Raw genomic sequence first — 14613 nt, forward strand, 5'->3', positions numbered from 1 at the left:
TTACTGTAGTCTTTCCATCACCGCATGTTTGTATAAACGGCCAATAGGAATTTCCTTTTCGCCCAGCTGAACCGATAGGCCGTTATACCCCGAGATTTTATCGAGCGAAACGATATAGGAGCGATGAACCCTTATGAACTTATGTTCTGATAACAGGTTCTCCATGGCGGTGATGGACTGCTTCACCAGGTAATGTTTGTTGCCTGCCATATAAACCATCACATAATCTTTCAGGCTTTCGATATAGGTGACTTCATTCACAAAAACCTTCTTCATATCCTTATCCACTTTGAGGTAAACAAAGGCTGGATTTTTTGGCGCATCACCCTGGGTGGCCAGCGGTGCTTCGAGGCCCATGATCCGGTTCAGTTTGGTGATCGCTTTAAAAAACCGCTCGAAAGAAACAGGTTTCACCAGGTAATCCACCGCATCCAGTTCAAAACCATCAACGGCATAATCGCGATAGGCTGTTACAAAAATGACCTTGGGCGGATGCGTAAGATTTTTCAGGAATTCTGTGCCAATGATACTGGGCATTTTGATATCGAGAAAGATCACGTCAATGGTACGTTGGTGCAATACTTCCAGAGCTTCGATGGCATTACGGCATTGTCCGGCTATTTCGAGCCCATTGATGGCGGAAATATACCTGCAAAGTACCTGCAGTGCCGGCGGCTCATCATCTATCAGCAGGCATCGGAGTTTCATGCAGGACGCATTTGAATGTTTACCGGAGTTTCAGGCATGGGCGAAGGCATATAGGCTGGCTGGCTGGCCGTGAGCCTTATAAGAAGTGATACAACAAAAAAAGAACCCTCATCATTTAACTTCAGTTCATATCGGTCAGGATAAATAAATCCGAGTCTTTTCTTCACATTCTGAATGCCTGTGTCAGCCTCTGGCTGCCTGATGTTTTCGTCTTTGCTATAGGCGATCTTACAACGAAGGGTTTCATTTTTTACCGAAGCATCAAAAGCCAACCAGGGTTTTTGGATATGTGGTGCCGCACAATATTTAAATGCGTTTTCCAGAAATGGCATCAGAAGTAAGGGAGCTATAAACTGGTCTCGTATATTGCCTTCAACACTCCAGGAGATCTCTATCCTGTTGTTGAATCGTTCTGATTCAAGGTCAATATAATTTCGCATAATCGCGATCTCATTTTCAAGCCTTACTTCTTCCGATTTACAATCGTATAACATATAACTTAAAAGAGAAGACAGTTTCAGGATCAGTGTTGGGGTATCGGATGATCTGTTAATGGAGCAGGTATAAATATTGTTGAGCGTACTGATCAGAAAATGCGGATGAACCTGTGCCTTCAGCAGCTGGAGCTCAGTGCTGATCTTCTCCTGTTGAACCTGCATGCGGTCGCGTTGTTTAGCTGTCCATAATTTAAAAAACTTAATGATCATAGGGCTGGCTGCTGAGGTGGTCATACAGAGAAAACTTTGGGGAAGTGCAGCCCTTAGTGATTTAACCGGAATCTGCATCAGCTCCAGCACGGGAACAACCACATAGGTGCGATAACCAGCATTCATATAAAGTCCAAGAGCGCCCCAGGCAAGCACCACTAAAAGGAACTGCCATAATTTCCCTTTAAGTAAAAGCCGGGGTATTGCGTAATAAACCATCGGATAGCTGAAAAAGATAAACATCGGAAGCCACAAAAGCATTTTAAAAAGGTTCTTAAAAAAATGCACATTGGTGGTACTCATTATGGTCCAGAATACCGCCCAGATGGTTATATGAAAGCTCCAGTATATAACATGACGCCATACCCGATAACGATCTGAAAAAACAAAATCGTTATAAAGGAATGTGTTAACTCTTTTGAGTATTTGACGCATCTTATAGATTTAATGCCACTAAGCAGGAACCGCCATATTGAACTGCTTCTCCTGGTTAGTAAATATTGACGCCACATATTCCGTTCCGGGAATTATCATACCGGTTAAATTGATCTGGAGGAAAACTTCAAAAGAGTTTCCCTTATCATTCAGTTCAAGTTCATAGTTAGCCGGATAAATAATTGCGAGCCTTTTCTTAACGTTAGCGATCCCGATACCATTTTGGCGGAAGGGCTGGTATTCATTCTTGCTATTTGCGATCCTGCATCTTAAAACTCCCTCATGCACACGGATATCGACGCTGAGCCATGATTTTTCTAATTGTTCGGATGTACCATGCTTAAATGCATTCTCGATAAAGGGTAAGAGCATGAGTGGCGCTATTCGGGTGTTATGTCCATCATCTTTTACCTGCCAGCTTATATCTATTTTGTTACCATAACGTTCAGCTTCAAGGTCAATATAATTCTTCATGATCGCTATCTCCTTTTCCAGTTTTACTTCTTCCGCATTACAGTCATAGAGCATATAGCTGATGAGTGAAGAAAGCTTGACGATAAGCGTAGGCGTTTTAGGAGATTGCTCCATCGAAAAGGAATAGATATTATTAAGTGTGTTGAAAAGGAAATGCGGGTGAACCTGTGCTTTGAGTAACTGGAGTTCGGCAGTTACTTTTTCCTGTTCTGCGTATAACCATTCTCGTTGTTGGAGGGTCAGCATCTTAAAAAACTTAATGACCATAGGGCTTGCAGCCGATGTTGTCATACAGAGATAACAGAAAGCAAGAGGCCCCCGCGGAAGAATATTATCCAGTCCCATTGCCTCCTGTGCAGGAATCAGAACAAACTCGCGATAGCCGGCATCGATATAGAGCCCCGCCCCTCCCCAGGCAAGCAGCACTAAGAAAAACTCCAGCAATTTTCCTTTCAGCAATAAATGTGGAACGGCTATATAAACAAGTGGATAACTAAAGAAGATAAAAACCGGAACCCACATGGTCATATTGAGGAGATGCCTTGCATAAGAAAGGGGAACACCAACCACTAACCAGAAACCGGCCCATAAGCAAATATGAAATGACCAGTATAGCAGATGCCTCCATACCCGGTAGCGGGAGGAGAATAAAAACTCATTATATAAAAAAGAATTCATGGTTTTCGCCTTATACAATTTAAACAATTTAGAACAATGATTTCCTGTCGGGACGAGGAAACAGACAGAATGCTTGTATTTCCGACGAATGACGCTTTATGCTGCTAAAAGCCATTTACCACAGGGCTTCTGCTTTATTTCTGTAAATGGCAACGTTCAGCGATTGGAGCGGGATTGAGCGAAAAAACGATTCTATCTTGGTTATTCTTCATCGTTTAACATTAACATCTTTGATTATGAAAAAGTATTTCCTCCAGGCGACATTTATAACCTGCATTACTGTTCTTCTTTTTTCGTGCCAGAAAGAGGATGGACTGGCAGTAAAAGAGAATGCCTCATCACTCTCTGCGCGAAATGGTGAACTCATGGGTCACCTTAAGCAGACCAAAACATTTTCTTCTGACGTGGCCATTAAGTGGATGACCATGCAGGTAAGGCAGATGACTAACTATCCTCCGCTTGTAGGAAATGTAGCCTATTCACGTCACTATGCATACAGTGGAATTGCCCTTTATGAGGCAGTGGTTCCGGGGATGCCGGCTCACCAGTCGATAGCTTCACAGCTTAATGGATTAACCGGACTGCCAACTACTGAGCCAGGTGCTGCCTATCATTGGGCGGCGAGTGCCAATGCGGCGCTGGCCCATATAAACCGGAGCATGTTTCCCAGTGCTACCGATGCGCATAAGCCTGCCATGGACAGTCTGGAGCAGAGTCTAATGGCGGAATACAGTTTGGAGACAGAAGCTGCTATCATTGAGCGCTCTGTAAACTTCGGAAAGGCAGTTGCGGAGGCGGTAATGAATTGGGCCAATACCGATGGTCATCAGAATATTAATAACCCCTATGTTCCTTTGGACCCCACTAAGATTGGCGGTATCTACTGGACACCACCCGCAGTTATTCCTGTGCATACAGTTCAATATATAGGAGACCTCCGGCGGATGGTTGCCACCAGTGGCGATGGAGCCGGACTACCAGCACCCGACTATGATAATCTCCCTGCCATGACCATGGAAGTAGTTAATGCAAGGCCGGAGATCGGAACGGATAATTATTTCAAAGCATTCTGGTGGAGAGATTTTCCAGGCACCAGTACACCGGGGCACTATGTAAGCATATTGCGTCAGGTACTTTCAAAAGAAAAACCATCGCTTGATGTAGCGGCGCTTGCCTATGCGCTTGGTGGAATAATTGATGTGGATATCACTATCAGCAGCTGGCAGGACAAGTTTAAATACCTGCTTGCCCGACCATTCAATTATGTTTCAGTACTTGGTATTGCACCCAATAATTTGCTGGGGGCACCGCATCCTGAATACCCTGCGGCACATGCAACATTATCGTCTGCCAATGCGGAAGCCATGGCCCATATTTTCGGCGAAGATTATGCCTTTACAGACAGTACATTTTATGGAATGGCCACTCCGGGCGGAGCATTACAACCCCGTCATTTCAATTCATTCCGCGAAGCCGGTGAAGAGGCGGGATGGTCAAGACTCTATGGTGGAATCCACTACAGGCCGTCTATTGAAGCCGGTTTCTGGCAAGGGAGGAAAGTGGCCCATAATATCATCTCTACACTTCGGTTCAGGAAATGAGTTGCTAATTGAACCCCAAACAAAATTGCTCACCTCTGTAGATATAGTTCAAACCTCTAAACCTTAGCCTTGAAATGGGATCCTTCGATCCCAAAAAAGAAGGCCGTCTCAAATAACTTCTGAGATGGCCCTTTTTTTTACTACTGCCTTAATACTTTTTTGGTTTCATTGCCGGCAAAGTCGAACACGCTGAACAGGATGATATTATCAGGTTGAAGCTGATGTGTACACTTCACCGTATATTCCCAATTCAGGCCTGTTACGGGGTTCAGTTGTGCGGCTCCTTCTTCAATGATACTGCCGTCAAAAGCATATATCACACACCAGGCAGCGATCACTTTTATATTATCGGAAGCGTCCACCTCAATGATATCACCTTCCATTCCTCTGTATGCATGAAGATCATAGGAGTGAATCACGGGAGCTATTGAAAAATCGGACAAGGCCAGGTTATACTCCGTTTTGCCGTCTTTGCGAAAGGGCGTATAAAAACTTTTTCTTACAGGGTCTTTATTGACTTCGGAGGCGTATTGCTGGGACCGTTTAAAATTGCTTTGAGAAAGCTTTTGCTTTTGAGTTTTCACCTGTAGGCTGCGGTTAGGTTTGCGGATCCATATTTCTTTACCACCCCTGTTCATGAGGTAATGGGTATCACTAATGCCGCCTGTAAAGTGCCTTAATAAAATGTTGTGTTTGGTTGAGGCCATAAAAAATCATTTTTAAATAGTTTTAAAATAATCAACAAAGAACCTCCCATGGTAACATCACGGTAACGTCACGGTATCGTCACGGTAACGTCACGATACCGTTAAAGGTCCGCCATAGACCCGCTATAGAAAGGTCATAGACCCGCTAATCACGGCATCATAGCCATGTGAACTATGGAAAGTGGGTCCCTGTCTAATCCCTATGCTTGGTGGTCCCGATATTGGGAGATTGCCATATGAGAGAAACGGCAAAAGAGGGATACGTGGGAACTTGAAAATCCTTAACAATTTAAATATATGCAATTAATTTACACTTTCTTCATATGCAAGCTGCTGCGAAATATTATTCCCAAAAACGAGGTTTGTGCCATGAATATTCAGTTGCCGGTTTTTAAGGCTTCCACATAAGGGCCCTCCCGCAGTATGCGAAGGGATGGTTGCCTTTTGCCGTCACCATTAATGAACCGGACTTTAAAATCTCTGTCTTTCACGAAGAACAGTTGGGGTGATTCAGGTAATAATACTAAGGTGGTGTGGCCTGCATGTCCTTTCAATTGGCCGGCTTCGAGGAAAATTCGCAAACTGTCATTATTTGGAAAAAGATAGTATCCAGTATAATTCTTTAATAGCATGGTATCCACCTTTATCTCCACCTGAGGCCTTGGTGAAAGTCCATAGAGGATATTCCTGATCTCTGTGATCTTCCCATTTGCTGCTCCACCATTTGCCAGCAGTATGATTGTTTTATTACTATCAGGATGCCGCTCAATCCAGGTAGTATATCCCGGCCATCCGCCGGAATGAAATAAATATCTTCCGAAATCTGGTGAACGATCCATCATCCATCCAAATCCATAATTAATAGTATCGCCATTATTCAGAATTGCCGGACTAAATGCCTCCCGCATCTCCTCCTGGCTTAACAACCTGCCCTCATACAAGGCCTGGTCCCATTTGAGTAGATCAGTAGTGGTTGAATTTGTAATGCCATCTCCATAAATTCCATCAAGCGTATAAACCATATCGGCTTCTTCAGAACTATCAGCCATCAGCCACTTATTATTTTTCTTATCTAACACATACCCATAAGCGTAATTTTCAATTGCGCGTTTCTCCAGTCGTTTATGAAATACTTCTGTTCGCCGCATATCGAGCGGACGAAAAATTCGATCTCGCATAAAATCGCGAAACGATTGTCCCGAGGCCTTTTCAATGATACTCCCCAACAATGCATAGCCCGTATTACTATAGGCCCATCGCTCACCGGGTTTAAATTCGATGGGTGGTTTTTTCTCCGCCAGCAGCGAGATCATTTTTGCATTGTTGATGATCTTACGCTCTTTCCAGTAAGGTTCGGTGAGATTCATATAATCCGGCATTCCGGAGAGGTGGGTGAGCAAATGACGGATGGTAATATTTGAATAGGGGAGTTCGGGAAAATAGAAACGGAGACTGTCTTCATAGCGAAGTTTCCCTTCTTTCTTCAGCAGCATGATGCCCATGGCCGTGAATTGTTTGCCGATGGATGCCAGCTCAAAAACAGATTCGCTGTTAAGGTCAAGGTTCTTCTCACGGAAAGCCTTACCATAACTCTTTTGAAAGATGGGCTTACCGTTTTCAGCTATCAACACATTGCCGGTAAACTTCTCCTCCTTGTATAGCTGGGAGAAAAGAGAATCCAATTTAAGAATCCGATCCTGGCCCAGGCCGTTAAATGAAATGGCAAGGCAAAGAAGGGTCATTAGTTTTTTTTGCATAATGCGGCTTCTGTTTATTAACAAAAGTTATCACTTAAGCTCGATGAAAGCACAAAGAAAAATACCTCTGGACATCCTGAAGGTTTTGAAGAAAGTTTGGGGAATAAAAAAAGACCCACATTGAAGTGAGTCTTTTTTCGTGGTGTGGGCCGGAATCGAACCGGCGACACAAGGATTTTCAGTCCTTTGCTCTACCAACTGAGCTACCGCACCGGAGACATTTAAGATGTAAGAAGTAAGATTTACTTCTCAATCGGGACGCAAAAATAGGGGGATTTCAACAAAAAACCACGGGTTATCAACAAATTTTTATTTGCCTACATCCCGTACTGTCCCAAAAACTTGATCCGCATGATCTTAAGCTGCTCCCAGGTGTAATTGCTGTCTGCAAGTTCTTCCTGCGCCACCTGCAATGAGGATGTTTCACAACCCTTGAAATATTCGAGGATCTCTTCCTGGTCGTATTCATCCAGCATCTCGTCAATGGCGTAATCCAGATTCAACCGCGTACCACTGGCAGCGATGGTTTCCATCTCTTCCAAAAGACTATCCAATTTCAGCTCCTTATTCCTTGCAATGGTTTCCAGCGGAATACGCTTATCGGTTTGCTGGATGATATATACTTTAAGGCCCCCTTTGTTCAATACGCTTTTCATCACGAAATCATCGGGCTTCTCAATATCATTCTCTTCAACATATTTGGCTATCAGCTCCACAAATGGTTTACCATAACGAAGGGCTTTACCCTTACTAACGCCCTGGCATTTGTCGAGCTCCGCAACCGTAGTGGGATAAAGCGTTGCCATATCCTGCAATGAATTCTCCAGGAATATAACAAAGGGTGGGAGGCCCTTGCGCTTAGCTTCTTTCTGACGAAGCTCTTTCAACATCTCAAACAATTTTTCATCGGTTGCTGCAACTGCTCCGCCACCTGCATCGCCACCTTCTTCATCATCGGCATTGGCATCTTCGAAGAGATTGTTCATCACGATCTTGAAACTGGTTGGCTTCTTTATAAAGGCTGCACCGGTTTTAGTAAGTTTCAACACGCCATACTCTTCAATATCCTTAGAAAGATATCCCGTAAGTAATAACTGGCGAATGAGGGTAGCCCAATAATGATCGGGCTGGTCTTTACCGATTCCAAATGCATCCAGTCCGTTATGACGGTACATCTGGTTTTGCGGTGTCAATCTTCCAATAATAATATTGACTGTATAATCGGTAGCAAATCTTTCGTCGAGGGTCTTCACCAGCTTCAGCACCTTCACTGCATTTTCCTTCGCTTCTACATATTCTTTGGGGTTGCGGCAGTTATCACAGTGACCGCAGTTCTCCACCTGCCAGTCTTCGCCGAAATAATTCAGCAGCACCCTTCTCCTGCACACGCCGGTTTCGGCATAGGCAACGGTTTCATTGATGAGCTGAGCACCCACTTCCCTTTCACTAAGGGGCTTATCGCGCATGAGGTGCTCAAGTTTTGACACATCCTTATGCGAATAATATAGAATACAAACGCCTTCCAGTCCATCGCGGCCAGCGCGACCGGTTTCCTGGTAATAGTTTTCGATGCTTTTGGGAATATTATAATGCATAACGAAACGCACATCAGGTTTGTCGATGCCCATTCCAAATGCAATAGTGGCAACAATCACCTGGGTGTCTTCATTGAGGAAAAGATCCTGGCGTTGTGCGCGGAGCTTTGAATCGAGTCCCGCATGATAAGCAACCGCCTTCACTCCATTGGCCACCAGCACGCCGGCCAGTTCCTCGGTGGTTTTGCGGTTGAGTGTATAGATGATTCCGCTTTTGCCCTTGTTCTGAACAATGTATTTGACCATGCTGCGGATGGTCTGGTCTTTATTGATCTTGGGCTGGATCTCGTAATAGAGGTTATCGCGGTTAAAGGAGGATATGAAGATCTCGGGTTTTCTTAGTCCGAGGTTCTTGACGATATCGCTCTGCACTTTAGGGGTAGCCGTTGCTGTTAGTGCGATGACGGGAACAGATTCACTGATCTGGTCCATCATTTCACGGAGGCGGCGGTATTCGGGCCTGAAATCGTGGCCCCACTCGGAGATACAGTGCGCCTCATCAACGGCGAAAAATGAAATGGGGAGGTCACTGAAAAATTCGAGGTTCTCCTGCTTGGTGAGGGTTTCGGGCGCTACATATAACATTTTCGTGTGACCATTGAGGAGGTCATCATGTACTTCGCGGATCTCTTTCTTGTTGAGCGTGGAGTTCAGGAAATGCGCCACATTGTCTTTATCACTATATCCACGAACCAGGTCAACCTGGTTCTTCATAAGAGCGATGAGGGGAGAAACGATGATGGCCACTCCCGGCAGAATCATGGCGGGAAGCTGGTAGCAGAGGCTTTTGCCTCCGCCGGTAGGCATGATAACGAAAGTATCTTTACCGGCCAGCAGGGAGGAGATGATCTCTTCCTGGTCGCCCTTGAATTTATTGAATCCGAAATATTCCTGCAGGGAATCCTGGAGGGGAACCGAATTAGCGGTGGATTTGGATTTTGTTTTAGCAGTGCTTTTTTTTGGTGCCGGCTTCACTGCGTCGGTTTTCCGGGATCTTGTTGTTGTTGCCATTGCATTGGTTTTCTAACTCACATAAGTGCAGAACGCTCATAAGTTACCGAAAAAAAGCGGCAATAAGAGCGGTGAACCAACCCGGTTCAGCTCCCAATTAGTTGCCTAGCTAACCACTTTTTGACGGACCGCGAAATTACTTAAATAGGAGCAGGAAAACAGGCTGAAATTGTTAATATCCGGCCGGGGTTCGCCAAATCTCCTATTTTTGTGCCGCTTCAATATGAATTCTCAACAGATAAAAGCCATTGCCCGACGCACCATTGAACTGGAAACAGCCTCGGTAGCGGGATTACAGGAGTTTCTGAACGATGACTTTGTAAGTGCGGTGCAGGCGGTTTATGCGAGCAAAGGCCGTCTTGTGGTGAGTGGTATTGGTAAAAGCGCCATCGTTGCGCAGAAAATAGTGGCCACTCTCAACTCCACAGGAACCCCATCCCTTTATATGCATGCTGCCGATGCCATCCATGGCGACCTTGGCATGGTTCAGGAGGCCGATGTGGTGATGGTGATCAGTAAAAGCGGTGAGAGTCCCGAGATCAAGGTGTTGGTTCCTCTTATAAGAAATTTCGGCAATATCCTGATCGGGATGGTAGGTCGGGAGGATTCTTTCCTTGCACGCCAGAGCAACATGGTGCTGAACACAACCGTGTCGCAGGAGGCCTGTCCCAATAATCTTGCCCCTACCAGTTCTACCACGGCGCAGATGGTGATGGGCGATGCCCTGGCTGTTTGCCTGATGGAGCTGAGGGGTTTCAACGGACAGGATTTTGCCAAGTTCCATCCTGGCGGCAACCTCGGCAAGAAGCTATACCTGCGGGTACGCGATTTGTATGTGAACAACCAGAAACCGTCAGTTTTACCCGATGCCAACCTTAAGGAAGTCATCATTTCCATTTCGGGAAGCAGGCTGGGTGTTACAGCAGTATTGGGGCCCGCCAACGAAGTTTTGGGGGTAGTGACCGACGGTGACCTGAGGCGGATGCTGGAAAAAGATCCGGACCTGAAGACTATAAGGGCGGAAAACATTATGACGCCAAATCCAAAGAGCATAGGCGGTGACGCGATGGCTATAGATGCACTCGACCTGTTGAGAAAACATGATATCACCCAACTGGTGGTAGCAGATACCAATAAACAATACCTTGGTATCATACATTTGCACGATTTAATAAAAGAAGGGCTTATCTAATGAATAAACATCACTATGTGGCCATTATGGCTGGCGGCATCGGAAGCCGCTTCTGGCCCATGAGCCGTACCCATTACCCGAAACAGTTCCTCGATATCCTCAATACCGGAAAAACGTTGATCCAGTGGACCTATGACCGCTTTGCCGATTTCATTCCCGTGGAGAATATTTTCGTAGTTACCTCAGAGGAGTATTCCGGAATTGTGGCAGAGCAGCTTCCTGATTTGCCGGTTGAAAATATTTTAGGTGAGCCATCCCGCAAGAATACTGCTCCCTGTATTGCCTATATCTCTTTCAAGCTGATGCAGAAAGATCCACTGGCCTCGTTGATAGTAGCGCCCTCCGATCACCTGATCCTTGATAATATTGCATTCAAGAAAGTTTGCCTGGAGGCGCTGAGTTTTGTGAACAAGCACAATGCCTTCATCACCCTTGGCATACAGCCAACCCAGCCAAATACGGGCTATGGTTATATCCAGTTTGAGCAGCATGCGGTGACCGATAACGTTTATAAGGTGAAGACCTTCACAGAAAAGCCGAACCTGGAGCTGGCGAAAACATTTGTAGCCAGTGGTGAGTTTCTTTGGAATGCGGGCATTTTTGTGTGGCAGGTGAAAAATATCCTGACTGCTTTTGAACACTATCTCCCTGAGATGCATGAAGTATTTGCGGCCGACAAGGACAAGTTCAATGGTCCGGAAGAGAAAAAGGCCCTGGAAGCGATCTACCCGCAGTGCACCAATATTTCAATTGATTTCGGCATCATGGAGAAGGCCAATAATGTTTATGTGATACCGTCATCCTTTGGATGGAGTGACCTTGGTACCTGGAACAGTGCCTACGAGAACATCAATAAAGATTCCAACGAAAACGCTGTTGCCGGAAATAATGTAATGGTGATTGAAGCCCGCAACAATATGGTGCATGTACCTGATGAGAAGCTGGTATTACTGCAGGGACTGGAAGATTATATAGTGGTGGATACAAAGGATGTATTGCTGATTTGTCAGAAAGACCGGGAGCAGGAGATCAAAGAATATGTGGCTGAGGTGAAGCGCAAGAAAGGGGAAAAGTTCCTCTGACGGCTGCCACTCATCAATTTTTTAGGATACCCCATGGATTTAACATGGGGTATTTTATTTTTACCAGTAATATTGTATTTATACCGGTAATGCACCGGAAACCCACCCCAGCCGTCGGAAAAGTTGAACAGATAAAAATATATTGTAATGACAAGGTATAACTACTCCTCCGGGGCGCCCTGGGAAGAAATTGTTGGTTACAGCCGGGCAGTCAAAATTGGAAACATCATTGAAGTAACGGGAACTGTTTCCGTTAACGAGCACAGTGAAATTGTTGGTGTGGGTGACGCCTATGCGCAGACGAAATACATTATCGAGAAGATCGCTAAGGTTTTGGAACAGGCTGGCGCGGGACTTAAGGATGTTGTAAGAACCCGGATGTTCGTTACAGATATCAGTTTATGGGAAGAATATGGCCGTGCCCATGGCGAATTCTTTTCTGTAATTAAGCCCTGTACAACAATGGTTGAGGTTAAGGCCCTGATAGCACCGGAGTATCTCATTGAGATAGAAGCCTCCGCTATCCTTACAAGTTAATTTTTTTTCAAAACCTTATCAGATGCAGAAACAGATTGCCTACTACGAAAATCTGGTTGAATCCTTTCTTGGTACAAGTAATATTGATCCTATTTCACCGCATTTTGAACTGATGCGGTTCGAAGATATTCCAAACACTATACAGGAGGGTACTTCAAATCCTTTCCGCCTGAATGCCTTTGTGATCGGGTTTGTAACAGGTGGAAAATTTAATCTCAGTATTTCCAATGAAGTATACGAGATGAAAAAGAACTCTATTTATTTCACCTCCCCCTGGCATATCAGGCAATATGCGAATATTGAAAACTGGCAGGGTTATATTCTTTTCTTTACGCCCGATTATATTTTCCAGTATCCGCAGGGAGAGTATATTTTCAGAGAGTTCAGGTTTTTCCATACAGAAAATGGAATGGTGGTTTCACCTAAAGAAAGCACCATTGATATATTGAAGACTCAGTTCGATAAAATGTATGCGCTGCTGCACAGCGATTACCCGGATAAGATGAAGATGCTGTTTCATCATATCAATCTATTCCTATATGAATGTAAGGCAGCATTTGGCGTTGATAATAACCTGCCGGTTAGTGGAAAGGAAACCACGCTGAATAATTTCCTGCAGACGCTGAACAATTATTTCATGGAGTTGAACAAGGGCGAAATGGACAAGCCGCTAACACTGAAATATGTTGCCACCAAGATGCATCTTCATCCAACTTACCTGAGCAACCTGCTGAAACAGCAGACCGGCAAAACCGCCGCGCAGCTTGTAAGGGAACGATTGATCCTTGAGGCGCAATCGCTCCTGAAGAACACTGATATGACCATTGCAGAGATCGCCTATTACCTGCACTTCAAGGACAACAGTAATTTCGCAAAGTTTTTCCGTCACCAAACAAGTGTGAGTCCTTCCGACTATCGGGAGCAAGCCAAATTGACCCGCATGTAACTGCCGAAGGTTATCTTTGGCGCATGCTTGCGTTAAATTCAAAACTTCCGGATGTAGGCACCACCATCTTTACCACGATGAGTGCGCTGGCTGCAAAACATGATGCTATAAATCTTGGGCAGGGCTTTCCTGATTTCCCTATGAATCAGCAGTTGGTTGATGCCGTGAGCAGGGCCATGCAGAGTAACTATAACCAGTATGCGCCGATGCCGGGATGGATGCCATTACGGGAAGCAATTGCAGAAAAGATTCAATTCCTCTATGGGGCAGAGGTGGATCCTGACCAGGAGATCACCATTACTCCGGGTGGCACTTATGCGATCTATTCGGCACTCACTGCCATTCTTTCTCCTGGTGATGAAGTGATCGTACTGGAGCCTGCCTACGATAGTTATATTCCCAATATCGTGGTGAATGGTGCGAAGCCTATACTTGTGTCGCTGAATCCTGTTGACTTCTCCATTAACTGGGAGGCCGTGAATGCAGCAGTCAGTGCCAGCACCAAAGCCATCATAATCAACTCGCCGCATAACCCCAGTGGTGCAGTACTTAAAGAAAATGATATCACTGAACTGCAAAAACTTATTCACAAAAAGGATCTATTCATAATCAGTGATGAAGTATATGAGCACCTGATTTTTGACGGCAGGAGCCATCTCTCTATGTTGCGGTATCCTGAGTTGAGGGAAAGAAGTTTTGTATGTTTCTCCTTTGGAAAAACATACCATTGTACGGGGTGGAAGCTGGGATATTGTGTTGCGCCGGCAGCACTCACCCGCGAGTTCAGGAAGATACACCAGTTCAATTGCTTCAGCTGCCATACACCCTCACAGGTAGGAATAGCCGAATACCTTCAACATCGTGATGCCTACCTGGAACTTGGCGGTTTCCTCCAGCAGAAGCGCGATCATTTTCTGGAATGCATGAAAGATACCCGGTTCCGTTTCCTGCCTTCTTACGGCAGTTATTTTATACTGGCTTCTTATGAACAGATCACTGACGAAGAGGATGCTGCCTTTGCGATCAGGCTGACCGAACAATATGGGGTGGCCACCATTCCTGTTTCGGCATTCTACCAGCAACGGGTTAGCCAGAAATTACTGAGATTCTGTTTTGCGAAAAAGGAATCTACACTTGAAAAAGCCGCAGAGAGATTGCGGAATCTTTAACGAAAACTGTTCAA

12 protein-coding genes and 1 tRNA gene are annotated in these 14613 nt (G+C 45.1%); 6 read left to right on the forward strand and 7 right to left on the reverse strand.

Annotated features, from left to right (window positions below):
• From V6M43_RS08260 to V6M43_RS08270, 3 genes are read right to left on the reverse strand one after another with little or no spacing between them, the layout of a single operon-like run.
• A complete protein-coding gene (locus tag V6M43_RS08260; protein ID WP_332734187.1) occupies positions 1-708 on the reverse strand; it encodes a LytR/AlgR family response regulator transcription factor in 708 nt (235 codons plus the stop codon).
• Positions 705-1850 carry a sensor histidine kinase gene (locus tag V6M43_RS08265; protein WP_332734189.1) on the reverse strand — a complete coding sequence of 382 codons (1146 nt, stop codon included), beginning with the start codon at positions 1848-1850 and terminating at the stop codon, positions 705-707. The genes V6M43_RS08260 and V6M43_RS08265 overlap by 4 nt, the downstream gene beginning before the upstream one ends.
• Before the next feature lie 18 nt (positions 1851-1868).
• Positions 1869-3002 (reverse strand): sensor histidine kinase, encoded by a 1134-nt coding sequence (locus V6M43_RS08270; RefSeq protein ID WP_332734191.1) that lies wholly within the window; start codon positions 3000-3002, stop codon positions 1869-1871.
• Between the two features lie 236 nt (positions 3003-3238).
• Between V6M43_RS08270 and V6M43_RS08275 the strand changes: the two genes are divergently transcribed.
• Positions 3239-4603, forward strand: coding sequence for a vanadium-dependent haloperoxidase (locus tag V6M43_RS08275; RefSeq protein ID WP_332734193.1), 1365 nt, complete (start codon positions 3239-3241; stop codon positions 4601-4603).
• Positions 4604-4743: 140 nt separating this feature from the next.
• On the opposite strand, the gene V6M43_RS08280 is transcribed toward V6M43_RS08275, so the two are convergent.
• From V6M43_RS08280 to recQ, 4 genes are all read right to left on the reverse strand, one after another.
• Positions 4744-5310 (reverse strand): hypothetical protein, encoded by a 567-nt coding sequence (locus tag V6M43_RS08280; protein ID WP_332734195.1) that lies wholly within the window; start codon positions 5308-5310, stop codon positions 4744-4746.
• Between the two features lie 377 nt (positions 5311-5687).
• A complete protein-coding gene (locus V6M43_RS08285) occupies positions 5688-7067 on the reverse strand; it encodes a serine hydrolase (RefSeq protein WP_332734197.1) in 1380 nt (459 codons plus the stop codon).
• 140 nt (positions 7068-7207) lie between these two features.
• Positions 7208-7280: transfer RNA gene (locus V6M43_RS08290), tRNA-Phe, on the reverse strand.
• A gap of 104 nt (positions 7281-7384) precedes the next feature.
• Positions 7385-9673: a DNA helicase RecQ gene (recQ, locus tag V6M43_RS08295; RefSeq protein ID WP_332734199.1), complete on the reverse strand. Its 2289-nt coding sequence runs from the start codon at positions 9671-9673 to the stop codon at positions 7385-7387.
• A 223-nt stretch (positions 9674-9896) separates the two neighbouring features.
• Between recQ and V6M43_RS08300 the strand changes: the two genes are divergently transcribed.
• From V6M43_RS08300 to V6M43_RS08320, 5 genes are all read left to right on the forward strand, one after another.
• Positions 9897-10865: a KpsF/GutQ family sugar-phosphate isomerase gene (locus V6M43_RS08300; protein ID WP_332734201.1), complete on the forward strand. Its 969-nt coding sequence runs from the start codon at positions 9897-9899 to the stop codon at positions 10863-10865.
• On the forward strand, positions 10865-11947 hold the full coding sequence (locus V6M43_RS08305; RefSeq protein ID WP_332734203.1) for a mannose-1-phosphate guanylyltransferase: 1083 nt from the start codon (positions 10865-10867) through the stop codon (positions 11945-11947). Before V6M43_RS08300 ends, V6M43_RS08305 begins: the two co-directional genes overlap by 1 nt.
• 147 nt (positions 11948-12094) lie before the next feature.
• Positions 12095-12484, forward strand: coding sequence for a RidA family protein (locus tag V6M43_RS08310; RefSeq protein ID WP_332734205.1), 390 nt, complete (start codon positions 12095-12097; stop codon positions 12482-12484).
• A 22-nt stretch (positions 12485-12506) separates the two neighbouring features.
• On the forward strand, positions 12507-13430 hold the full coding sequence (locus V6M43_RS08315; protein WP_332734207.1) for a helix-turn-helix domain-containing protein: 924 nt from the start codon (positions 12507-12509) through the stop codon (positions 13428-13430).
• Positions 13431-13453: 23 nt separating this feature from the next.
• A complete protein-coding gene (locus V6M43_RS08320; protein ID WP_332734209.1) occupies positions 13454-14599 on the forward strand; it encodes a methionine aminotransferase in 1146 nt (381 codons plus the stop codon).
• Positions 14600-14613 lie beyond the last annotated feature (14 nt).

Source organism: Flavihumibacter sp., from assembly GCF_036676075.1.
Lineage (GTDB): Bacteria > Bacteroidota > Bacteroidia > Chitinophagales > Chitinophagaceae > Flavihumibacter.

Bases quoted from the DNA above. Each gene is read 5' to 3' on its own strand.
- V6M43_RS08260 (WP_332734187.1), bottom strand. From the start codon at position 708: ATGAAACTCCGATGCCTGCTGATAGATGATGAGCCGCCGGCACTGCAG.
- V6M43_RS08265 (WP_332734189.1), bottom strand. From the start codon at position 1,850: ATGCGTCAAATACTCAAAAGAGTTAACACATTCCTTTATAACGATTTT.
- V6M43_RS08270 (WP_332734191.1), bottom strand. From the start codon at position 3,002: ATGAATTCTTTTTTATATAATGAGTTTTTATTCTCCTCCCGCTACCGG.
- V6M43_RS08275 (WP_332734193.1), top strand. From the start codon at position 3,239: ATGAAAAAGTATTTCCTCCAGGCGACATTTATAACCTGCATTACTGTT.
- V6M43_RS08280 (WP_332734195.1), bottom strand. From the start codon at position 5,310: ATGGCCTCAACCAAACACAACATTTTATTAAGGCACTTTACAGGCGGC.
- V6M43_RS08285 (WP_332734197.1), bottom strand. From the start codon at position 7,067: ATGCAAAAAAAACTAATGACCCTTCTTTGCCTTGCCATTTCATTTAAC.
- recQ (WP_332734199.1), bottom strand. From the start codon at position 9,673: ATGGCAACAACAACAAGATCCCGGAAAACCGACGCAGTGAAGCCGGCA.
- V6M43_RS08300 (WP_332734201.1), top strand. From the start codon at position 9,897: ATGAATTCTCAACAGATAAAAGCCATTGCCCGACGCACCATTGAACTG.
- V6M43_RS08305 (WP_332734203.1), top strand. From the start codon at position 10,865: ATGAATAAACATCACTATGTGGCCATTATGGCTGGCGGCATCGGAAGC.
- V6M43_RS08310 (WP_332734205.1), top strand. From the start codon at position 12,095: ATGACAAGGTATAACTACTCCTCCGGGGCGCCCTGGGAAGAAATTGTT.
- V6M43_RS08315 (WP_332734207.1), top strand. From the start codon at position 12,507: ATGCAGAAACAGATTGCCTACTACGAAAATCTGGTTGAATCCTTTCTT.
- V6M43_RS08320 (WP_332734209.1), top strand. From the start codon at position 13,454: ATGCTTGCGTTAAATTCAAAACTTCCGGATGTAGGCACCACCATCTTT.